The sequence below is a fragment of the Neobacillus drentensis genome (assembly GCF_036966985.1).
Taxonomy (GTDB): Bacteria; Bacillota; Bacilli; order Bacillales; family Cytobacillaceae; genus Neobacillus; species Neobacillus drentensis_E.
In genome coordinates this window covers 1-23,190 of sequence record NZ_JBALSN010000141.1, presented here as the reverse complement: position 1 = coordinate 23,190, position 23,190 = coordinate 1, and the positions used below count along the sequence as shown (strand labels likewise).

Annotated in this window: 18 protein-coding genes, 3 pseudogenes and 1 riboswitch; of the genes and pseudogenes, 6 read left to right on the top strand and 15 right to left on the bottom strand. The window is 37.6% G+C overall.

Going from position 1 to position 23,190, the window contains the following annotated elements; genetic code table 11:
- Positions 1 to 173: 173 nt before the first annotated feature.
- From efp to V7659_RS09910, 3 genes are all read right to left on the bottom strand, one after another.
- Positions 174 to 731 (bottom strand): elongation factor P, encoded by a 558-nt coding sequence (gene efp, locus V7659_RS09920; protein WP_144547653.1) that lies wholly within the window; start codon positions 729 to 731, stop codon positions 174 to 176.
- A gap of 21 nt (positions 732 to 752) precedes the next feature.
- Positions 753 to 1,814 carry a M24 family metallopeptidase gene (locus tag V7659_RS09915; protein ID WP_335539783.1) on the bottom strand — a complete coding sequence of 354 codons (1,062 nt, stop codon included), beginning with the start codon at positions 1,812 to 1,814 and terminating at the stop codon, positions 753 to 755.
- A gap of 78 nt (positions 1,815 to 1,892) precedes the next feature.
- On the bottom strand, positions 1,893 to 2,390 hold the full coding sequence (locus V7659_RS09910; protein ID WP_335539781.1) for a YqhR family membrane protein: 498 nt from the start codon (positions 2,388 to 2,390) through the stop codon (positions 1,893 to 1,895).
- A gap of 282 nt (positions 2,391 to 2,672) precedes the next feature.
- Between V7659_RS09910 and V7659_RS09905 the strand changes: the two genes are divergently transcribed.
- Both V7659_RS09905 and V7659_RS09900 read left to right on the top strand, forming a co-directional pair.
- Entirely contained in the window at positions 2,673 to 3,617 is a 945-nt protein-coding gene (locus tag V7659_RS09905) for a DUF1385 domain-containing protein (protein WP_335539780.1), read from the top strand.
- Positions 3,618 to 3,674: 57 nt separating this feature from the next.
- Positions 3,675 to 4,070: an SA1362 family protein gene (locus tag V7659_RS09900; protein ID WP_335539779.1), complete on the top strand. Its 396-nt coding sequence runs from the start codon at positions 3,675 to 3,677 to the stop codon at positions 4,068 to 4,070.
- A gap of 48 nt (positions 4,071 to 4,118) precedes the next feature.
- On the opposite strand, the gene V7659_RS09895 is transcribed toward V7659_RS09900, so the two are convergent.
- The 5 genes and pseudogenes from V7659_RS09895 to V7659_RS09875 all read right to left on the bottom strand — a co-directional run bounded on the left by V7659_RS09895 (position 4,119) and on the right by V7659_RS09875 (position 9,803).
- Positions 4,119 to 5,003, bottom strand: coding sequence for a patatin-like phospholipase family protein (locus tag V7659_RS09895; RefSeq protein ID WP_335539777.1), 885 nt, complete (start codon positions 5,001 to 5,003; stop codon positions 4,119 to 4,121).
- A gap of 158 nt (positions 5,004 to 5,161) precedes the next feature.
- Complete coding sequence (locus V7659_RS09890) at positions 5,162 to 5,611, bottom strand: C40 family peptidase (protein ID WP_335539776.1); 450 nt, start codon at positions 5,609 to 5,611, stop codon at positions 5,162 to 5,164.
- Between the two features lie 219 nt (positions 5,612 to 5,830).
- Positions 5,831 to 6,949 (bottom strand): annotated as a pseudogene (locus V7659_RS09885) (vitamin B12-dependent ribonucleotide reductase); the annotation flags it as partial.
- A gap of 254 nt (positions 6,950 to 7,203) precedes the next feature.
- Positions 7,204 to 8,643: pseudogene (locus tag V7659_RS09880) on the bottom strand (vitamin B12-dependent ribonucleotide reductase); the annotation flags it as partial.
- Positions 8,644 to 8,966: 323 nt separating this feature from the next.
- Positions 8,967 to 9,803 (bottom strand): lipoate--protein ligase family protein, encoded by an 837-nt coding sequence (locus tag V7659_RS09875; protein WP_335539775.1) that lies wholly within the window; start codon positions 9,801 to 9,803, stop codon positions 8,967 to 8,969.
- Positions 9,804 to 9,996: 193 nt separating this feature from the next.
- Here V7659_RS09875 and V7659_RS09870 point away from each other — a divergent pair, with 193 nt between their 5' ends.
- Positions 9,997 to 10,380: a rhodanese-like domain-containing protein gene (locus V7659_RS09870; RefSeq protein ID WP_283875091.1), complete on the top strand. Its 384-nt coding sequence runs from the start codon at positions 9,997 to 9,999 to the stop codon at positions 10,378 to 10,380.
- Positions 10,381 to 10,478: 98 nt separating this feature from the next.
- Here V7659_RS09870 and gcvPB read toward each other — a convergent pair whose 3' ends face one another.
- From gcvPB to gcvT, 3 genes are read right to left on the bottom strand one after another with little or no spacing between them, the layout of a single operon-like run.
- Positions 10,479 to 11,939 (bottom strand): aminomethyl-transferring glycine dehydrogenase subunit GcvPB, encoded by a 1,461-nt coding sequence (gene gcvPB, locus V7659_RS09865; RefSeq protein ID WP_335539773.1) that lies wholly within the window; start codon positions 11,937 to 11,939, stop codon positions 10,479 to 10,481.
- Positions 11,932 to 13,278: an aminomethyl-transferring glycine dehydrogenase subunit GcvPA gene (gcvPA, locus tag V7659_RS09860; RefSeq protein ID WP_335539771.1), complete on the bottom strand. Its 1,347-nt coding sequence runs from the start codon at positions 13,276 to 13,278 to the stop codon at positions 11,932 to 11,934. The genes gcvPB and gcvPA overlap by 8 nt, the downstream gene beginning before the upstream one ends.
- 18 nt (positions 13,279 to 13,296) lie before the next feature.
- Positions 13,297 to 14,403 (bottom strand): glycine cleavage system aminomethyltransferase GcvT, encoded by a 1,107-nt coding sequence (gcvT, locus tag V7659_RS09855; RefSeq protein ID WP_335539769.1) that lies wholly within the window; start codon positions 14,401 to 14,403, stop codon positions 13,297 to 13,299.
- Between the two features lie 170 nt (positions 14,404 to 14,573).
- Positions 14,574 to 14,661: riboswitch (glycine riboswitch) on the bottom strand.
- Between the two features lie 177 nt (positions 14,662 to 14,838).
- Between gcvT and V7659_RS09850 the strand changes: the two genes are divergently transcribed.
- The 3 genes and pseudogenes from V7659_RS09850 to comGA all read left to right on the top strand — a co-directional run.
- Positions 14,839 to 16,527 (top strand): DEAD/DEAH box helicase, encoded by a 1,689-nt coding sequence (locus V7659_RS09850; RefSeq protein ID WP_283875095.1) that lies wholly within the window; start codon positions 14,839 to 14,841, stop codon positions 16,525 to 16,527.
- Entirely contained in the window at positions 16,505 to 17,296 is a 792-nt protein-coding gene (locus V7659_RS09845; RefSeq protein ID WP_335539766.1) for a YqhG family protein, read from the top strand. Before V7659_RS09850 ends, V7659_RS09845 begins: the two co-directional genes overlap by 23 nt.
- Before the next feature lie 159 nt (positions 17,297 to 17,455).
- Positions 17,456 to 18,217 (top strand): annotated as a pseudogene (gene comGA / locus V7659_RS09840) (competence type IV pilus ATPase ComGA); the annotation flags it as partial.
- 559 nt (positions 18,218 to 18,776) lie between these two features.
- Here comGA and V7659_RS09835 read toward each other — a convergent pair.
- The 4 genes from V7659_RS09835 to V7659_RS09820 form a co-directional block, all read right to left on the bottom strand.
- The gene (locus V7659_RS09835) at positions 18,777 to 19,421 is read right to left on the bottom strand and encodes an AbiV family abortive infection protein (RefSeq protein WP_335539765.1); all 645 of its coding nucleotides are present in this window, start codon (positions 19,419 to 19,421) and stop codon (positions 18,777 to 18,779) included.
- A 206-nt stretch (positions 19,422 to 19,627) separates the two neighbouring features.
- On the bottom strand, positions 19,628 to 21,004 hold the full coding sequence (locus tag V7659_RS09830) for a deoxyguanosinetriphosphate triphosphohydrolase family protein (RefSeq protein ID WP_335539764.1): 1,377 nt from the start codon (positions 21,002 to 21,004) through the stop codon (positions 19,628 to 19,630).
- A gap of 131 nt (positions 21,005 to 21,135) precedes the next feature.
- Positions 21,136 to 21,909, bottom strand: a complete 774-nt coding sequence (locus V7659_RS09825; RefSeq protein ID WP_335539762.1) for an HNH endonuclease — start codon at positions 21,907 to 21,909, stop codon at positions 21,136 to 21,138.
- The coding region (locus V7659_RS09820; RefSeq protein ID WP_335539760.1) for an AAA family ATPase at positions 21,893 to 23,190 on the bottom strand (1,298 nt) is incomplete at its 5' end. The genes V7659_RS09825 and V7659_RS09820, both read right to left, overlap by 17 nt.

Here is a 23,190-nt window from a genome sequence, read left to right as displayed (position 1 = left end):
ACTCCTGCGGGAGTACGGGGCTAGGGAGACCCCGCAGGCGCTAAATGCGCCGAGGAGGCTCCCCGCAACGCCCGCGGAAAGCGAAGCGCCTGAAGCGTAAATCAACAGACTTATTTAACACAGCCTAAAAAAAGCCTTAATCCGACAAATTTCGGACTAAGGCTTTATAACAATTATGCACGAGAAACGTATGAACCATCAGAAGTGTTAATAATTAATTTATCACCTTGATTGATAAAGAAAGGCACTTGAACATTAAGTCCAGTTTCAAGAGTAGCGTTTTTAGTACCGCCGGAAGATGTATCACCTTTAATCCCTGGCTCTGTTTCAGTTACTTCTAGAGTAACGTTGTTTGGTAATTCAACCCCTAGGGTTTCATAGTTAAACATCATAATGTGTACTTCCATGTTTTCTTTTAAGAACTTTAATTCATATTCAATGTTTGCTGCTGGTAATTCTACCTGCTCATAAGATTCCATATCCATAAACACGTGATTATCGCCGCTTGCATACAGATATTGCATTTTACGATTATCAATTTGTGCTTTCTCTACTTTTTCACCTGCACGAAACGTTTTTTCTTGAATGGCACCATTCCGCAGGTTACGAAGTTTGGAACGAACAAACGCCGCACCCTTACCTGGCTTTACGTGTTGAAAATCCAGAACACGCCATAGGCCTCCATCGACTTCAATCGTTAATCCTGTTTTAAAATCATTTACAGATATCATGTTAAAATCCTCCTAAAATCGTTACAGTATGATTAGTTCTTTTGTAGAATGTGTAAGTGCTTCGTTATGGTCCTTTGTAATCAACGTGTCATCTTCAATTCGAACACCGCCGAGACCTGGGATATAAATTCCTGGTTCACATGTTACCACCATTCCAGGTTCTAAAACGACATCTGATTTCATCGACAATCCAGGACCTTCATGTATCTCAAGTCCAATCCCATGTCCAGTTGAATGGCCAAAGTATTCACCATAACCTTTTTCTGTTATGTAATCTCGTGTGATTGCATCTGCTTCCTTACCGGTCAACCCTGGTTTGATTCCCGCCATCCCACGTAATTGGGCTTCAAGAACAATTTCATAAATCTCTTTAAGCTTGGCATCTGGCTCACCAACTGCCACGGTTCTTGTAATATCAGATACATAACCATTGTAATAACATCCATAATCCATTGTTACAATATCTCCAGCCTCAATAACTTTGTCACTTGCCACACCATGAGGAAGTGCAGAGCGATGACCTGAAGCAACAATCGTATCAAATGAAGAAGATGTAGCACCAGCTCTTCTCATAAAAAACTCTAACTCATTCGATACTTCTAATTCCGTTTTTCCTGGACTAATGAAGTCTAAAATGTGTTTGAATGCAGCATCAGCGATATCAGCTGCCACCTTTAATATCTTAAGCTCTGAATCCGTCTTAATCAAGCGTAACTTTTCAATTACACCGGAAATCGGGACAAGTTCAGCTTCAATTTCCTTGTCATATACTTTAAAGGAGGAATAGGTTAGAAAATCTTCTTCAAATCCAAGTTTTTGAATGCCTAGTTTCTTGGCTTGTACCGCTACCTCTTCAGGGATAGATCCTGTTATTTTAATAATTTCAAACCCTTGACATTGTTTAGTTGCTTGTTCAATATAGCGAAAATCTGTAAGAAACTGCGCTTTATCTGCACTGATTAACACAACACCAGCTGTGCCAGTAAAGTTAGATATATAGCGTCGATTAAATGGGCTTGTAATCAGAATCCCATCAATTCCCTGTGTTGAAAAATTCGATCTTAATTTTTCTATTTTTTCCACGACTCTCCACTCTCCTTTTCAAATCAAATGAGGACAAAAATATTTTATCACAACCTACCAAATCCGACTAATCGAAACTTAGGCTGACTCCTCTTTCTCTTGAACTTTATTATTTTGATACTCATAATTTATGGAATATCCAATAAAAATTCCATATACGATATATATACAAATGGAAGTAATGATTGTATCTCGGTTTAAGTCAAAGAATGGTTTTATTCCAGGAAACAGTGGATTGAGTATAAAGAATACCACTGCAAACAATACCAGACCATACCCAAGACCAAACCAAAAACCAGTGAACTTTTTCAAGGCAACATAGTAAATAAACGCAGCAACCACTGAACAAATTCCAATTAAAATGATGGAAATGAGTGAACCAAGCCATTCATGCTTCCAATCGCCTAGAGCCCAGGGCTCCAGTATGACAGTGGGACGAATTTCTGTAAAACTTAGATAGGAAGCTAACCAGCCAATTGCTCCCCAAAACAAGCCTCCAAATAACCCTGTCCAAAAGACCATTACCGGAAAGGACATGGGTTTAGGATAATTACCTATTTTTTGCTCATTTGACATTATAACAACCTCCATTAACTTTCTGCTTCTTCGCTGCCTTATTTGCCGTCATTCTTGTGATACTGTCCCTAAAAAAACAGGGTCAACAAAGGCCATAATAAATTCCATCTTTTATTATGTCCTTAGGTATACAATCCCTTGCATAAAAAAAAACTTTTTAATTGGAAATATTATGTCATTCCTAGAGGTTTTTTCATTTTTCTAGTAGAATAGAATTAAGTACATACAGATTTTTTCTACTTCTGCTGTTGTGCAACTTTTGATTAGGTTGGTGTTATGTATATGTCTAGTTCTCAAAAACCTGTTTATGGCGGCCAAGCGGTTGTCGAAGGTGTAATGTTTGGTGGAAAACATCATTATGTTACTGCGGTTCGCAGGAAGGATCAATCTGTAGAATATTTTCATTTGCCGCGTAAAGCAAATCCTTATTTTACAATGTTAAAAAAAATCCCTTTTCTTCGCGGGATTATTGCCATTATTGAGTCGAGTGCAAATGGATCTAAACATTTGAACTTCTCAACGGAAAGATTTGATGTTGACCCAAAAGAAGATGAAATCATAAAAGAAAAAGAAGTCTCTAAATTAACCATGTATCTTGGTGTAGCCGCAATTGGTGTTATTTCATTTTTATTTGGTAAATTCGCTTTTACATTAATTCCGGTGTTCCTTGCCGTTTTAACAAAACCAATATTCCCTTCAGATTTTGCTCAAGTGCTAGTGGAAGGCTTTTTTAAACTGATCTTACTAATATCCTATATTTATTTTGTCTCCCTTACACCATTAATAAAAAGAGTGTTTCAATATCACGGAGCTGAACATAAAGTAATTAATACGTTTGAAGCAGGGGTAGAGTTAACTGTTGAAAATGTGCAGGCACATTCTCGACTCCATTACCGCTGTGGCAGTAGTTTCATCTTATTTACTGTAATTGTAGGTGTGTTTGTTTACATGTTTGTACCTACTACTCCGCTTTGGTTACGGGTTGTCGACCGACTCCTTTTAATCCCGGTTGTTCTAGGAATCGCTTTTGAAATCCTTCAAGTGACTAACAAACTCAGAGATGTTCCTGTCTTAAAATATCTTGGGTTACCTGGTCTTTGGCTTCAATTAATAACAACGAAGGAACCACAAGATGACCAGGTGGAAGTAGCGATTCTGTCTTTTAACCGTTTATTAAAAATGGAGAAAGAAACTGAGTTCTCCATAGAAAGTGAAGAAATTGTCTAAATCTTAGTTTTATCGTGTTTAAAAGATAATAAAAATGCTTAAGATGCTCTTAGGGAGGTGGCTTTCTTGAAAAATCGGACATTTGTTAATGTGGTTATTGGGGGACTTATCATTCTTGCATTACTTGGTGTTATTGGTACATTTACAGCTAATCCAGCCGGTTTCATTCAAAGTATAGCTGTCATGGCATTGGTTGTTTTAGTCGTTTATTTCCTAGTTCGAAAGTTTACCGGCTCAAGCCCTCAGAAAAAAGAGCAGCGGGCATTTCTAAAAGCAGCAAAAAAGTCAAAAAAACGATTACTACAAAAGAGTGGGGAAGGAACTGTTAAGACCTCCTCTCTCGGGACGTTGGCATCATTAAAGAAAAGCAACAAGACAAAAAAGAAATCACCTGCACATTTGACCGTTATCGACGGCAAAAAGGGGAAAAAGAAAAATCGAGCGTCTCTATAAGCGCTCGATTTTTTTTATTTTTATGCACGGGCATAAGACAAATCTAAATCAATACCCCCATGTTTTCAAAAATTGTTTCGCTTTTTCTTTGCCTAAATTGAATAATTCGCGTTTCTTTTCCTCTGTTAAAGAAAATTCAGTAGATAAAACACCCTCCGTAGGGATAAAGATTATATTCTTGACGTGTTTTTTGGAAATATATCTGGAATCGTGGGCATCTTTCATTGTTTCAAATAAAGCAGCAAATAATTGTACCGCATTTTTAATCTTATGTTTTTCATGCTCATACTCACTAGAGTTTAATTTAATTCCGAGCACTGGTCTTACTTTTTGTACATTTTCCTTATCAAAGAGCCACATTGGAAAGTTACTCAGAACCCCTCCGTCAACTAATACATTCATTCCGTCCATTGAACGCATTTTTACTGGCTCAAAGAAGTAAGGGATACTGCAGCTGATTCTTATCGCTTTAGCAATGGGGAATGAGGCTGGTGAAATGCCATATTTCTGTAAGTCATCGGGTAAAACAATCATTTGCCCATTTGAAAGGTCTGAAGCGATGACCCTAAGTGCCTGAGGGGGTAAATCTGCGAATGTTTTTAACCCTTTTGCCTCAAGTTTTTCACAAAGCCATTTTTCAAGCTCATTTCCTTTATAAAGTCCTAGCTTCCAATAGACAAACAGCCATTTTGCAAATGGGAAGGGAATGAGTGTTTTTCGGGCATCCAGTAGTTTTGAAAGATCTAACTCGTCAACTAATTGGAAAATTTCTTTACTCGTATAACCAGCGGCAATTAATGCGGCAACGATTGACCCTGCACTTGTTCCTGCCAACCTGGCAAATCTCATTCCCTTTTCTTCTATTTCATCACAGGCTCCAATTAGTGCAAACCCCTTAATACCTCCTCCAGAAAACACGCCGTCTATATACATGGCAGCCACTCCTAAAGATGAAGTTATTTTTACATCTTTAAGCAGTTGCATTAATAAATAGTACGGTAGACAAGTAGAAAATTTATAAATAAAAAAGAACATTGTTTCTGCACAATGTTCTTGGTTTATTAACGATATTGAAACCGCTTAACTTTTCATTAAAATCTTTTTGCTCCGATAAATCTTGGCTTCCAGTAACTATTATTTGTAGATGCGATTGAAACTCCCTTTGAAGATGAAGATTGTATCATTTTACCGCCACCTATGTAAATCGCCACATGACTTGGTCTGCTTGCCTTATTTCGGGCAAAGAACATTAAGTCTCCAACCTTTAAAGATTTAACACGGTATCCTTTTTTGTAGAACATTTCAGCTGCCGTTCTTGGCAATACTTTGCCAGCCTTACCATAAGAATATTTAACCAAACCTGAGCAGTCAAATCCTCTTGGTGATAACCCGCCCCATCGATATGGAACTCCGAGATTTGCTTTTGCAACTTTGATTGCTTTTGTATGATAAGAGGCCGCTTCCGCTTTATCACCCATAGTGGTAAACAATGAACTAAGAATAATTGTCATAGCCACGGCTGCAATGATTTTTTTCAACATCTTGTTTAATCCCCCTGTGTGCTTCGATATTATTAATATACAAAAAAAGAGTAACATCGAAGTATCAGGTAGATTACAGTTATATTACAAATTTCGACTTTATTCTAAAAATTCTAGATATATATTCACTTATTTTGTAGTATTTTAAAATTTATTATTAGGTTTATCGACATTTATCACAAAAAAAATGGGGGAACTTTCTCCCCCATTAATTACAAATTATAAACCACATTTTAATTGGGCTCCACAGTTTGTACACGTATTGCAGCCGCCCATTTCTTTTACTTTACCGGTACGGCACACTGGGCATGTGTTTCCTACTTCAGATCCGATTGTAACACTTGTTGAACGAAGTTCGCTGATTGTATCAACAAGGACCACATGCTGTTTTGGTTTTTCATTAAAAATGGATAATTGTTCATTGGTGTTTTCTTCTGCTTTCAGAGTTAATACCTGTGAATCACGTGAGCCATCAACATAAACAGTTCCACCTTTTGCTCCTCCGCGGTATAAACGCTGGTATACTTTTTCAACCTGTTCTACGCTATATCCTTTTGGTGCATTGACTGTTTTACTGATGGAGCTGTCGATCCAGCGCTGGATGACACATTGAACATCCGCATGTGCTTCTGTCGTAAGTTCCATCGCAGTAACAAACCAGTTTGGAAGATTGTTTTCATCCGCTTCAGGGTGCTTATCTAGGTATTCTTTCACGATATCCGCTTTTACTTCGATAAATTTACCAAGACGTCCGCTGCGGAAGTAAGAGAATGAGAAATAAGGCTCAAGCCCGGTGGAAACTCCAACCATTGTCCCAGTGGATCCCGTGGGAGCAACAGTTAGTAAATGAGAATTTCTAATTCCACTGTCTAAAATAGATTGGCGAATATCATCAGGCATTTTCTTCATATATCCAGTTTCTATGAATGCTTGACGTAATCGATTGGTTTCAGTTTGTGTATCACCAGTTAAGAATGGAAAACTTCCTTTCTCTTTTGCCAATTCTATCGAAGTTCTGTATGCAGTAGTTGCAATTACTTCAAAAACTTGGTCGACTAGTTCGTTTCCTTCTGGTGATCCATACTTCGTTTCACAATAAATCAGCATGTCGTGCAAGCCCATTACTCCAAGTCCTACACGTCGTTCACCAAGTGCCTGCTTTTTATTTTCTTCAAGGAAATATGGTGTTGCGTTGATAACATTATCCTGCATCCGTACGCCTACAGCTACAGTTCTCTTAAGCTTTTCAAAATCGACTGTTTTTGTATTCTTATCTGCCATTTCCGCTAGATTCACAGCTGCAAGGTTACAGACGGAAAATGGTGCAAGTGGTTGTTCCAGTTGTTATCCTAAAGGCTTTTTATCCTCTAGTTCTAACGGTTGAGTTCCCGTTAGGTCAGCATATCTTTTCATTACACAAACAAATTGTAATGTTGCGGCCTCTTGCGAAGATTATAGTCTGCCTAAGCAGGATCACTTCGTATGCGTTGCCCCTGACTGAATCTTTACATTCAGCCTTCGGTTCGGATTCCCAATCTCAGGGTTCCCGCTTTATTCCGCAATTTTTAACGTGAGGCAAACTAAGCCACTTTACCACACGGATTTGTTGCAACTACCTGCTGTCCATATGCTTTTGCATTGGTCATGTCGTTTGCATTGTCGATAAAAAATATTCCTGGCTCTGCTGAGTAGGTCGCGCAAATATTGATTAGGTTCCATAGTTCTTTCGCTTTGAACTTTTTGTAGACCCGTACTTTATGCCCACGTTTCTCCCACTCGCGGACGTCGCCAACTTTATGCCATTCTTCATTGTAAATCTTCATTTCTTCTTGATCATAGTGTTCAACATATGGGAAGCGCAGTTCGTATTCACTATCGTTTTCAACAGCTTCCATAAATTCCTTTGTTAAACACACAGAAATGTTTGCCCCTGTAAGGAACTCAGGATTATGAACAGTGTAATTACCGCCCGTTAATAATTTCTCTTCTGCATCAGCGATGATTTTTTCATCAAATCCGCCGAAGCCAGGAATGTTTTTATAATTTACAATTCCTTGATACATTGCAGTTTCACTTAGAGTTAGAGGAGTAAACTTTAACTTATCTTTTGCAAGTTTTTTAATCGTTTCATCATTTGTGTTTTCAATTAAGAATCGTAGAATTCTAGGATTTTGCATCTTAGAAATAATAAATTCAATAATGTCTGGATGCCAGTCAGCCAACATGATCATCTGAGCTCCACGTCTTGATCCGCCCTGCTCAACCAAATGTGTCAATTTCGCAATATCATCCAACCATGAAACTGAACCAGATGATTTCCCATTCACGCCTCTAGCTAGTGTATTACGCGGTCTCAAAGTTGAGCCATTTGTACCAACACCACCGCCGCGGCTCATAATCTCCATTACCTGTTTACGATGGTCAGAGATCCCTTCACGTGAGTCTGGGACGAAAGGCATCACATAGCAATTGAAGTAAGTGACATCAGTATCTGCCCCAGCACCGTAAAGGACGCGGCCTGCAGGAATGAAGTTCATGTTAACAAGTTCTTGATAAAACCGTTCCGTCCATTCTCTTCGCTTCTCTTCCGTTTCTTCTACAGAAGCAAGACCCGTAGCATTTCGCTTCGCAATTTGCTCATAGAAAAGCTCTAATGGCTTTTCAATCACATCTAGTGACCTGACAATCACACCTGTGCTAGCTTCTTCAGGATCATCGAGTACTCCTCTAAATTCCTCTTCGACTAGAACGTTTGCTTTTTTCTTTTCCCAGTCGATTTCCTGGATATATCCAAGGCCGCGTGCTGGAAATTTTGGATCCTCTTTAATAGTTAAAACAACGAAGTCGCCGTTTGTAAGGGTAATTTTTGCAGTGTCTTTAAAGGTATAGCGGTCCAACATTACCAAACGAGAAACACCTTTGTGAGTTATTTTCATATCTGGGGTAACTGGATGCACCTGGGGGAATAAGCGGATATCCTCATTCAACCTTTCAAAATCAATATTCATTGTTTGTCTAAAAACTACAGACATGAGAACAACTCCTTCATGTTAATATCTACCTATTGTGCTAAATCTAGCAGTATTACGCTATATCTAGTTGGTTTGTATTTTAAGGTTATCATAGCCGCCCAGAATAAATCAACTAAATATCAATATATAGTACCGAAAATATTTTCGACACCACTACATATTGTGTACGGAACGAATAACAACTATTTTGTCAAACTCAAGAAATAATATATTTAATAGTAATCAAAAGCTTTTCGTCGATTTTCGTCAGAAATCAGGAAAATTTAACAAATTTCGCAGGTTGCTTCTTTCAAAAAACAAAAAAGCGACGCAATCGTCGCGATTTATCTTTTATAATTCCATTCATCACTCTCATAGCGCTCTTTAGCAATTTTATCAACGTACGCTAGCTCTTCCTCAGTTAATTGATATGGTTCAAGGTCAATATTCAAACCTTCCGCAAAGCCCTTATAAAAAGCTTCCTTTGCTTCCTCAAGAGAAATTCTTCTCGGACTAATCACGTTGATAGCAACCGCTTTGTCCTTGAAGGCTTTTCTCATTCGTTCCTTGACTCTTTCACTTGGATATTTAAATAAACTAAATAATTTATCCTCATCTAAATCCAACAATATAGATCCGTGCTGAAGAATGACTCCCTTTTGTCTCGTTTGAGCACTGCCGGCTACCTTTCTGCCTTCGACCACAAGTTCATACCAACTCGGGGCATCAAAGCATACAGCTGAGCGAGGGTTTTTTAGAGCATCCCTTTCTTCCGCGGTTTTCGGGACTGCAAAATATGCCTCAAGACCTAAATGGTGAAATCCTTTTAAAATACCTTCAGAAATCACACGATAGGCTTCCGTCACTGAATTTGGCATTTCTGGATGGTCCTCAGAAACGATTACACTGTAGGTAAGCTCGTGCTCATGAAGCACTCCACGCCCGCCTGTAGGTCTCCTGACAAAACCTAATTGGTGAGCTTTGACTGCCTCCATATCAATTTCCTTTTCCACTTTTTGAAAATATCCTACTGACAGGGTTGCGGGGTTCCAGCCATAGAATCGAATCACTGGAGGAATTTTCCCCTCACTATGCCAATCGAGCAGCGCCTCATCTAAAGCCATATTAAAAGATGGTGAACTATTTCCAGTATCAATAAAACGCCAAACTTCTTTTTTCATTATAAAAACCTCATTTTTTTATATTATTTCGAAATTAAGTCTACCAAAATCTGATATAGATTCAAAATAAGATGTTTCTGCTATAATTAATTTAGGCAGTTTTGAAAAGATTTTTTAGCATTCATCTTTATCTTTATGAGATTGGCTTATATAATAAACTAGTGCAGGAAAGCTTGAAAGGAGCAAAAAGAAATTGAGTTCACTTTATCCCTTATTAATTATCATTGCAGCAATTATTATCTATTCCGTTTTCACCTATTTCTATCAGAAAAGGATTGTTAAAACGGTAACAGAAGAAGAATTCCGTGCGGGATACAGAAAGGCACAACTAATAGATGTTCGTGAAGCAAACGAATTCGAAGGCGGCCATATTTTAGGATCACGTAATATCCCAATGTCACAAATGAAAATGCGCATGAAAGAAATTCGACCTGATATGCCAGTATATTTATACTGCCAAAGCGGGATGCGCAGTGCCCGTGCAGCACAATTCTTACACCGAAAAGGCTACAGAGACCTAACCCAGCTACAAGGCGGGTTCAAAAAATGGTCTGGTAAAGTAAAAACGAAGAAATAAGCAATGAGCATAAGGTTTCGGAACCATTCCGAGGCCTTTTTCGTTTTGAAAAATACAAAAGGTCAGATTCCATTTTCGAATCTGACCTTTCTATCTCATTAAGCCTGTTGATATTTTAAGACTGGTTTACGAGCAGCTTTTGTTTCATCCATGCGGCCGACCACAGTTGTATGTGGTGCTTCTTGAACGATTTCTGGATTTTCTTCTGCTTCTTTAGCTATTTGAATCATAATATCGATAAACGAATCCAATGTCTCTTTTGATTCCGTTTCTGTCGGTTCAATCATGATACATTCTTCTACATTCAACGGGAAGTAGATGGTTGGCGGATGGTAGCCAAAATCTAGCAGACGTTTCGCGATGTCCAACGTACGGACACCTAATTTCTTCTGACGTCTACCGCTAAGGACAAATTCATGCTTACAATGACGATCAAATGGTAGATCATAATATTCAGCAAGCCTTCTCATCATGTAGTTCGCGTTCAATACAGCATACTCTGTTACTGCTTTTAAGCCATCTGGACCCATCGAACGGATATATGTGTAAGCACGAACATTAATGCCGAAGTTTCCGTAATACGGCTTCACACGGCCAATAGACTGTGGACGATCATAATCAAGAACAAACTCTTCGCCTTGTTTTGTGATAATTGGTTTTGGCAGGAACGGAATCAAATCTGCTTTGACACCGACTGGACCAGAACCAGGACCGCCGCCACCGTGTGGGCCAGTGAACGTTTTATGAAGGTTTAAGTGAACAACATCAAATCCCATATCTCCTGGTCTTGCTTTTGAAAGAACCGCATTTAAGTTAGCTCCATCATAATAAAGCTTTCCACCTGCTTCATGAACAATTTCAGCTAATTCAAGAATGTTTTCTTCAAATAAACCAAGCGTATTTGGATTGGTTAGCATTAGTGCTGCAGTATCTTCTCCAACCACTCTTCTTAAATCTTCAAGATCAACTAGACCATGTTCATTAGATTTAACGGTAATGGTTTCTAGACCTGCAATTGTTGCTGATGCTGGATTGGTCCCGTGTGCGGAATCAGGAACAATAACTTTTGTACGTTTCATATCACCGTTCGCTTCATGGTAAGCACGGATCATCATTAACCCGGTCCATTCCCCATGCGCTCCTGCTGCTGGCTGGAGGGTTACTTCATCCATTCCGGTAATTTCAATTAAATGCTCCTGTAAATCATATAAAAGTTCAAGAGCACCTTGTACAGAACTTTCATCTTGCAGCGGATGGACATGTGCAAAGCCGTTAAAGCGGGCTACATTTTCATTGATTTTCGGATTATATTTCATTGTACAAGAGCCAAGTGGATAAAATCCTGAATCGACACCATGATTTCTTCTTGAAAGTGCCGTGTAGTGGCGCATGATATCAAGTTCCGAAACCTCAGGAAGTTCTGGCTCTTCAGTGCGAAAATAACCATCAGGAAGAAGCCCATCGAGATCTAGTTCTGGTACATCCATTTCTGGCAGACTATAGCCGATGCGGCCTGGTGTGCTAAGTTCAAAAATGAGTGCCTGGTCTTGATTATGCATGGAAATCCCCCAATTCTTTCACTAGAGTATCAATTTCTTCCTTCGAGCGTTGTTCTGTTACAGCAATCAGCATATGGTTAACAAGTTCTGGATAATCACGACCCAAATCATAGCCGCCAATAATTCCTTTTTGTAAAAGCTGTTGATTAATTTCCTTGACAGGTTTATTTAATTTTACAACGAACTCGTTGAATGAATGACCGTCATAAATCACTTCAAAGCCGGCTTCTTTAAATGCATTTTTTGCATAATGAGCTTTTTGCAAGTTGGCTGCTGCCATCTCACGTACACCTTTTTTACCTAGAGCTGTCATTGCTACAGATGCTGCAAGGGCATTTAATGCTTGGTTTGAACAAATATTTGATGTCGCCTTATCACGACGGATATGCTGTTCACGAGCTTGCAGGGTTAAAACAAACCCACGGCGGCCTTGGTCATCTGTCGTCTGTCCAACAAGACGTCCAGGAACTTTTCTCATTAACTTAGTAGTAACTGCGAAATAGCCGCAGTGTGGTCCGCCAAATGCTGTTGGAATTCCAAACGGCTGGGCATCACCAATCACAATGTCGGCACCAAATTTACCTGGAGGTGTTAACACCCCAAGGGATAATGGATTGCTTGAAACTACAAACATGGACTTGTTGGCGTGGATTATTTCTTCAAGCTCTTTTAAAGGCTCGATTCGGCCAAAGAAGTTTGGATATTGGACAATAACGGCTGCAACATCCTCATTAACAAGCCCTTTTAATGTTTCTAGATCCGTAACTCCATCTTTCACAGGTACTTCGACCACATTAAGGTACTGTCCCTTTGCATAGGTTTTAAGAACATCGCGTGCTTCAGGATGTACAGCACTAGAGACTACGATTGTTTTTCTTTTTGTATGGCCTGCACTTAGCATCGCTGCTTCAGCAAGTGCGGTTCCGCCATCATACATGGAGGAATTGGCCACATCCATACCAGTTAATTCACAAATCATCGTTTGAAATTCAAAGATTGCTTGAAGTTCACCTTGAGATATTTCTGGTTGATATGGTGTATAAGCTGTATAAAATTCTGATCTAGAAATAACATGATCGACAATAACAGGCATGTAATGGTCATATACACCTGCACCAATAAAAGATACATTTCTTTTTAGGTCAGCGTTCCGGCTAGCCATCTTAAACAGTTCTTTCATTAAGTCTGTTTCAGACTTCGCTGCTTTGATATTGTATTCACCCTTAAATCTTACTTTTTCAGGGATATCGCTAAACAGTTCATCAATAGAGGAAACACCAATTGCCTCTAGCATAGCCTTCTTATCTTGTTCAGTCATAGGTAAATAGCGATGTTTCATAAACCTAACTCCCTTCTGTTATTTCTTTTCTCTTTTATAAAAAGGTGTTGGAACGACAGTAGCCTTTAAGCGTTTGCCGCGAATCTCTACTTCAACAACAGATTCAAGGCCTGTAAATTCGGAATTAATAAGGGCTAGACCAATATTTTTCTTTAATGTTGGTGATTGAGTTCCTGTTGTAACCTCACCAATTAACTTATCCCCGCTATATACTGGGTATCCATGACGTGGAATCCCACGATCAATCATTTCAATACCTACCAATTTTCTTGGTAAGCCCTTTTCCTTTTGTTGGATTAACGCTTCTTTCCCGATAAAATCAGCTTCCTTAGATAATTTCACGGCAAAGCCAATTCCTGCTTCTAGTGGTGAAATTTCTGAAGAAAGTTCTTGACCATAAAGTGCTAATACCGCTTCAAAACGCAGTGTATCGCGGGCACCTAACCCAACAGGGATAACTCCGTCTTCCTTACCTGCAGCTAAGATATCTCTCCAAAGGTCAACTGCATCCTCTGCATCACAATATACTTCAAAGCCATCTTCACCGGTATAACCCGTTCTTGAAACTAAAGATTTTTTTCCATTTAGGATTACTTCTTGCTGGAATTTGAAAAAGCCAATCCCGCTCAAATCTGTATTCCCGGCGAGCTTTTGCAGTACTTTTTCTGCAAGTGGTCCCTGAAGGGCGAGCTGTGCTGTTTTTTCTGATAAGTTTTCTAAGCTGACATCCCCAGATAGATGACCTTCAAGCCACTTATAATCTTTTTCAATATTTGATGCGTTAACTACTAAAAGGTAATGATTATCCTCGATTTTATACACAAGGAGGTCATCGACAGTACCGCCATTTTCATAACACATGGCAGTGTACTGGGCACCGCCATTTTTAATTTTTGAAATATCATTCGTCATCATTTTTTGTAAAAAATCCAAGCTATTAGTGCCTTTTACTTCTACTTCACCCATATGGGAAACATCAAATAATCCTGCACGTGTGCGAACAGCTTCATGCTCTTCTTTAATGCTGGAAAATTGAACTGGAAGCTCCCAACCTCCGAAATCAATGGTTTTTCCTCCCCATTCCTTATACACATCAAAAAGCGGAGTTCGTTTTAATTCAGACATTCTTAATCCCCCTTCAATCTTTGGCACTTATTATTCTTGGGATAACATAAAAAAGGACAGAAACCTCCCATGTAACGTAAGAAGGTCTCTGTCCTTGCACCTGAAAGTTTACCTCGAAAGGCTTTCCCCTTTGGTGGCTGTAAAATTCTAATCAGCACTCTCCAGAGCTGCGTCAAACAAGAGTTCTTTTGCCTGAGAGATTCACATTTCTGTTTGCTCCTTCGGCGCTACAAAGGTAGTCTCTCCCCTTGTTATCATTCGCATTATAATATTATCCAAATTGGTCATACTAATTATACTTATAAAATAAATTACCTTATTAAAATATTTAAAACATTCAAGACTATTATCATCCTACCATTAAAATAATACATTGGGCAATAACTTTATTAGAAAAGAATAATGTTGGAAATTGTAAAAAAAGGAGCTGGCACCATGTCTATCGAAATTGAATTTGATTCCTCCTGGAAGGATGATTTTTTACATAGAATCGAAAACGATGGTCCATGGGGGAATTGGGACCTTTTTAAACTAGCCATTGGAGTAGAAAAGCATCTTGTCGTTCCTGATTTCAACGGTCTATTGGCACCAAGTCATTTACCAAATTTAACCCCGCTTCCACACCAACTTGAAACAGCGAAACAAGTGATTGAAAATATGAACGGAAAAGCTATCCTAGCTGATGAGGTTGGGCTTGGAAAAACAATTGAGGCTGGATTAATTCTAAAAGAATATATGATACGCGGATTGGTGAAAAAGGTATTAATTCTTGTCCCTGCCTCCCTAGTTACACAATGGTCTATCGAGTTAAATAGCAAATTTTTCATTCCCGCCATATCCCAAAGAAAAAGCTATGTATGGGAACAATGTGATGTCGTTGTATCGTCGATTGATACGGCTAAACGCAATCCGCATCGAGACATCATCAACCAACAGGACTATGATCTCATCATCATTGATGAAGCACATAAACTAAAAAATAACAAAACAAAAAACTACGAATTTGTTCAAAATCTGAAAAAGAAATTTTGTTTATTATTGACGGCAACACCGATTCAGAATCGAGTCGAGGAAATTTTTAATCTGGTTTCTTTATTAAAACCAGGGCATTTAGGGAGCGAAACGGCTTTCTATGAAAAATACAAGCGTGATGCACGATCCTTAAATGATGATGAGCATTTAAAAGAATTAGTAAACAAGGTCATGATTCGGAACCGGCGGGCGGATACAGGAATCGAATGGACAAAACGGCATGTCGAAACGATTCCAATTGAGTGCAGCCCAGAGGAGAAGGATCTTTACGAGTCAATTACTGACTTAAAAAGCGAAGGAAATTGGGTCCAAACTAGTTCCTTCTCAGTAATGACATTACAGCGCGAGGCCTGCAGCAGCAGAGAGGCCGTTTTTTATACATTAAAGAATATGCTCCAAAAAAAGGAAGACCCAACACCAGCTTTCGAAGAACAAATTCAGTATTTAATGAAAAAGGTAGAAGCTGTTCAGAAAAATTCCAAAGCGGAAAAAGCATTAGAGTTAATTCAAAAGGTAAATGATAAAGTAATAATTTTCACCGAATATCGGGCCACCCAAATGTACTTACAATGGTATTTAAAACAGCATGGAATAACATCTGTCCCATTTCGTGGAGGGTTTAAGCGCGGAAAAAAGGACTGGATGAGGGAATTATTTCAAAAGCATGCTCAGGTTCTGATTGCGACAGAAGCGGGCGGCGAAGGAATTAATCTTCAATTTTGCAACCATATTATTAATTTTGATTTGCCCTGGAATCCAATGAGGCTCGAACAGCGAATTGGTCGTATCCATCGTCTCGGTCAGGAAAAAGATGTCATGATTTATAACTTTGCAATTAAAAACACTGTCGAGGAGCATATCTTAAAGCTACTTTACGAAAAGATCCATTTATTTGAAAAAGTAATCGGCGAACTTGACGATATTTTAACAAAGTTGGAATTTGGCAATATTGAAGACCATTTAATAGATATATTCGGACAATCCTCTACTGAAGGGGAAATGCGAATAAAAATGGAAAATTTATCATCAATGATTGAATTTGCTCAAGAGATGAAGAAAGGAGATTCCCATGCAGCAGCAGGAAATTCATAACTTTCTATTGAACTATTTTCAGGCTAATGATTGTGAAATTGTGGAGAATGGCCCTGGATATTTAATTGTTCAGTTAACAGTGGAACTTGACAAGGAATTAATGAACCGGCCTTTTTACTGGCACTATTTAGAAAAAACAGGCGGAATTCCAAATCCAATGAGGCTTACCTTTATCACTAATCAGGATGCCGCTCCTGAAAACATGAAGGGTGAAATCATTCATTTTGGTTCTCCTCGTCTACATCAAATTTTTGCTTCGACAAAGAAACTAGCCAGCTATATGCGGCTTTACGAGAATCATCGCCACCAGAACAGGCAGACGCCTTTGCTGCCGTGGCTTTGTATGAATGTTAAAATCTCCTACCAATGTGACCGAAAACGTGATATTTTCAAGTCAATTGGCTTACAGCTCATAAACGGAACAATGGTCGAAGATTTCCATGACAGGCTTCTACAAATACCGTTAACACCAAAAATACCGGATTATTCCTTTACCCTATCACCATTAGTGAGGCCGCAGAGTGGGATGTCAAGGATAGAAACATACCTAACTTCAGTAATTGAGAAAGAAGATCATACCTGGGCAGAGGATGCAAGAAAACGCTGGGAGCAGGACTTACGACTCTTAAACCATTTTTATGAAGATGTCGAAGAAGAAAACGAAAACTATGAAACGGAAAAACTCGCTCTAAAAGAACAATACGAACCAAAAATATCCATATCCTTCATAAACGGAGGCCTTTTCTATCTAACCGACAAAGCCATATAAAGTTAAGGGTGTCAGGCACCATGTGAATACTTCACATGGTGCCTGACACCCTAAAAATATTTTGCCAAAAAAATAAAAAATATTTTTGAAAATAAAGAAGGATAAGCAGGAACGCTGTCGAATATTATCAAAAGAAAAATATTAAAGGCGGTGGTACCTATTGTTAGCGCGATAGAAATCTTAGCAAATCGAATTATTGCAGATGCGGCACGGAACCAGGCAACAGACATTCACATCATACCAAGGAAGAATGACACACTCATTCAACTACGATTAACCAACAAACTCATTCCCCGACTATCCCTTCCAAAAGATGAATGCGACAGATTAATCTCACATTTTAAATTCACAGCCAATATGGATATCGGCGAAAGGAGACGGCCTCAAAGTGGAGCATTTTTTTGTGAGGTTGACGGACAATTAATGGGCTTAAGACTATCCACACTTCCCTCGAATAACAGAGAGAGCCTCGTCATCCGGCTGCTGCCACAGCAAGAACAAATCCCTTTTCACCAACTCTCACTATTCCCGTCAATGACACGAAAACTACTCGCCCTTCTCAAACATGCTCATGGTCTAATCATTTTCACCGGGCCAACTGGCAGCGGCAAAACAACTACCCTTTATTCCCTTTTAAATGAAACTGCCCACCTATTTCACCGAAATGTCATCACACTCGAAGATCCCATTGAAAAAAACTATGACTCCGTCCTGCAAATACAAGTAAATGAAAAAGCAGGCGTAACATATGCAGCTGGACTAAAGGCTATTCTTCGTCATGACCCTGACATTATAATGGTCGGTGAGATTCGCGATGCTGAGACGGCGAAAATTGCGGTAAGAGCTGCCTTAACAGGCCATCTCGTCCTCTCCACGATGCATACTCGCGATGCAAAGGGAGCAGTTTATCGCTTGCGAGAGTGTAATGATTTACGAAGCTTGAGAAAGTTTCAGATAGTTTGAGAAAAATTCATGAAACCTGAAAAACGAATATGGGAAAAACCTTGATATATCAATACCTTATTTCAAATGTCTGAAACAAAACTTTCAAACAGCATCTCTAAGCAACTAAACATATTTTTCTCATCAAAAATGAACTTTCAGAATTCTTTACAAGTGAGAAAACAAGCACTATATTCGTGATGATTGAGAAATTGTCTTAATAAAATTTTTGAAGGTTGAAAAAAATGACGATATTTCACAATTATATAATCTTCTTAACTATCCCCCAAGGAAATATCCTCAAATCATCATAAACTTCATAAAGGGTCAACAACGTTTGCCACCATGAACTCTCCATAAGGAAATGTCATCTAATTGATGTGGTTGTAATTGTACCTGCCTGTGGTAGAAAGTCTAAAAACAAAAGGCAGGTTCACCAGAAAATTTATTATAAACAAGTTGGGATTTACATCTTGTACAGCTTGAAATTTGATTTCCACAACACCATACACCATAGCAGTGAAATACATAGGAGTCGCTATTTTGAAGATAAATCAACGGAATCAGGTTCATTTGGATCCTCAAACAATTCGAGGAATGAAAAAGAATCAAGGTCAGCAATCAATTCATTAATTTCTTCCTCTGTAAGACCCTCATCATTATAATTTCCACGAAGAGTTTCTTCATAGATTTCAATGAACTCAAAATAATCGCTAACTACTTTCCTCATATGTTCCGCAATCTCTTGGGTAATAATTTCAGACGGCTTTTGAAAATTCCTATTCTGATTACTTACATACAAACTGTCATTCTTTAATTGGTTCATTTTTTTTATTATCTCATCTAGAACCATTTCTTCTTTTCCCGTGATTTTTAGGAAGTGTTCTTCATGTTCCAAATTAAATTGGACTGATGAATTAAGCTTTGAAATGTGGTCCCTTAATTCTTGATTTACAAGTCTCCAATTATACTGATTAACTTTTTGTATTTTTCCTGGTGCAGAAGCAAGTATTAGAATCTTGGCAAGCTCTTCAAAAGCAAGGTGACTTAATGTATAAACTCTTGCATAGCGTTCATATTTATATAAAATTTCAGCTTCTTCCAATAGTTGTTTTGCATTATCTAATATTTTTTTACGAGCTAAATCTATTTGAGCACTTGAATATCTCATTGAATTTTCCACCTATCTTTTTCATAAATAAGTATACGCAAAAAATTAAAGACAAAAGAATCAGAAAAAATTAATTATAATTTTGTTTAAGGAAAAGAAGACTACAAAGCAAGCGATATTACACATCAGACTTGTGTTATTAATAAAAAAAATCTTGGTGGTTAGCCAAGATTATTTTTTTTACTTTACAATCCAGTTATTATGTTGATTCATTGTTTTTACTCACCATATATGTTCCCAATTCTACTTCCGAACAATTCTCCGTACAATTTATCCGCATAAGCATCAGTCATTCCTGATATATAATCCACTGCAAATCTTTCCCAAGAAATGTCGTGTTTTTTCATAGTTTCCCACTTGTTAACCCATTCTCTTGGCATAATTTTCATTGCATCATCCTGCACTTTGAAAGCTTCTAATAATCCTTTTATTATTACTTCCCCTCTTTTTTGGAGACGTTGTACTCTTATATCTTCGACCAAAGTCACCCAAGCTAACTTTTTTAATATAATCATAAATCTCCATAATTCCGAATCAATTTCTTTCTGATTTTCTTCCTTAACTAGTGAAATTTTATACCAATTATCCCCATCATCAATTACTCCCACTCGACTTGCAAATAAATTTACATAATGTCCTTTTAATTCTTGACGTGCAATAGAATCGTTATTTTTACATGCTTTCAATTTTTGATTCCATACACGTAAGTATTCAGTCATTACTTTGTTAATTTCATTATCTATTGAGATACCCTCCCAAATACCAGGGTCTTTCGACTTAGCCTTTTCAACCTCTCTTATTAAAGAGGATTTAAGCCATTCTGTGTCCATTAAGAATTCTTTAGTAATTCTAATTTTACCTGCCTTCATACCATCCTCAATATCATGTGTCGAGTAAGCTATATCATCTGATATATCCATTAGCTGAGCTTCTAGAGTTGCTTTACCATCAGGAATTTCCCATTCTTTCCTAATGCGATCTATGGTATCCCATTCTAACGTATAAAGTCCCTTACCGTTTTTAAAATCATTTATATGATAAGGATACTTATTAATCCCCAGTAATACCGCATGAGTTAAGTTTAGACCAGCGAACTCTCCATACCTTTCCTCAAGGTACATCAAAATTCTAAAGTTTTGAGCATTGCCCTCATAAAATTCAGTTTGCTTCTTTTCAACATTTTCGTCATTTTCATCCTTTACGCTCTTTACCTCTGGTTTAAAGAAACCGTTTAAATCATGTTCTCCTTTATGCCCAAAAGGAGGATGACCTAAGTCATGTGCCAATGCAGCACACTCAACTACTAATTGGTCGATTTTTAACCCAGGATTATCTGGAAGTCCTTCACAAATACCAGAAATCCTTTTTGCTGTTTGTCTTGCAATTTGAGCAACTTCCAAGGTATGAGTTAAGCGGGTTCTGTAATAATCTCCTGAACCAGCACCAAATACTTGTGATTTACCTTGCAACCTTCTAAAAGAAGGTGAATGAATTAATCGACCATAATCTCTTTCAAACTCACCTCGTTTATCCTCCAGATCCCTTGGCTCGCTTGGAATTTCTCTTTTAACTCGTAACTCCATACTATTCCCCATAAAAAAACCCCCATATTTTATTCTATATGGGAATTTTATCACAATTTTTATAATTTTGTTATTATTAACAAATTATGCATAGCTATCAATCCTTAAAGTTCAGACAAAATCTTGAAGATAGGCGATGTGGATTATTTTGCAATAGTGGGAGAATTGTACCGATATGCAGACTTTTTTATTTGTTTTTCGATAATATCCAGCTCAACGTTCCAAATTACTTTCTCCATCATTTCTTGCTTTATTTCCTCATAATATGGATTTGCCATAAGTAGAGTTGCAACTATCGCACTATAATTTACAGTAGGTAAACCACTACATAAAATATTTTTAAACTTTTTATGAATATCAAGTTTATCATTAATGCCATCTGTTACAGGATTGTACTTATTTAACATTTTAATTAAATCCTGCAATTCAGTCACAAGTGTCTGGCAAATCCTAAATCTAGTCATTCCTATGCCCATCACATCGTTTAGATCCAAAATTTTCTCGGTTATTATTCCCAATTCATCTTTACCTACAATTCTAAATTCACTAAACGAAAATTCAAAATGGTCAAGAGGATTATTTTTAGTGGGATCGACAATTGGGTTGATACCAGTATCATGATCGCCTTTTTTAACATTACATCTTCCACATATCGGTAATAAATTTCCCCATTCCACTACTTTATCAGGATATATAGACTTAGGATAATAATGCTCTACTTGAAGATACTTGCCCTCTTCTTCCAGGTAGCATTCACAAAATGCGCATTTACTGTTTGACATTTCAAGTAGAGGTTGGGTTATATAATCCTTCCTCCAAACTGATGAGTTTTTGTTACCTTTAAAAGTCTCGGTGAACTGCTTAACTTTTTTGTCAGTCAATTTTGTAGGTCGGCTTGGTCTAGTTAATTTTATCAACGTTTAGAGCCTCCCATATATTAATTTCCCCAGATTGAATACTTAGCATTTTTAATAATGGATTCCTTGGGTGAAGCATTTTTTTCAAACTAGAAAAGTTTCTCTTCATTTCTTCTAAATCATTGTACTTCTGTGCATTTTCAAATTTCTTTAACACCTCTATAAAGGTCTCGGACATAGGATTTTTTAATCCCATCACATCGATTAAAATCTCCTCAATTGTCCATCCTTGATATCCATACTCCATACTTTCAGGAACTTGGCGAATAATAGTCTGATTGATAAATTCATCTTTTTCTAAAGCAATAATTTCACCAGATTTAGCTGCTTGGATAATGTGAGGACTATGAGTAGTAACAATGATTTGTGCGTTGGGCACCAACCACCTTATTAAGGAAAGAATTTTATTTTGCCATTCTGGGTGTAAATGTAAATCAATTTCGTCTATTATAATTAACCCGTTAAACTCTTGTAAACTCATATATTTATTGCCTCTTTCAACTAACTGGATAATACCCAAAATTATACTTAGGCATGAAATATACCCTGACGATAAATTTTTAAAAGGGATTTCTCCTTCTGGTGTATTAACCATTATAAGGAGATTTCTATACCTCATATTTTCATTCAGTGTTGAGTTTTTCAAGCTTTCATATTTATTATGTTTATTGTCGACCTCAACAATCCTGCTAAACGAAATTGAAGGGTCAATCTGATAAAAACATTCTTTTAATAGTGATACATTCTTATACTGCTCGTAGCTTATTTGATCTGAAAAATAATTCTTAACAAGCCATCTTGTAATTGATTCAAACCTTGCTCTTCCACTTAAAGCATTAAGGTATCTATTCTGAACATTAAATTCAATAAACTCTCCATGTGGATTAATCCTTAGATCCCTATTATTAAGTTCCGAGTCGCGGATTCCCAAACTAAAATCAGTCTTTTCCATAAAGAAGTCCCTATTAATTAATTGACCATCTTTATTGACAAATATAGACCAGGAACCACGGTATCTATTAGAACTGGGGTTAATTTGAGGATCTCGTATTAGAGCAAAAGAACTTTTTATACACTTTAATATAGTTGTTTTCCCGATCCCATTAGGTCCACATATTATATTAAAGTTTGGATTAAATTTTATATGAAAATTATTAATTCCGTTAATATCTGCGATTACTAAATTTTCAACTTTAAGCATGTCTCTCTTCCTTATCCAATAAGTATAGTTAATATAAATTTTCACTAAATAGATTATAATCAAAATTAAAAATACAAGAT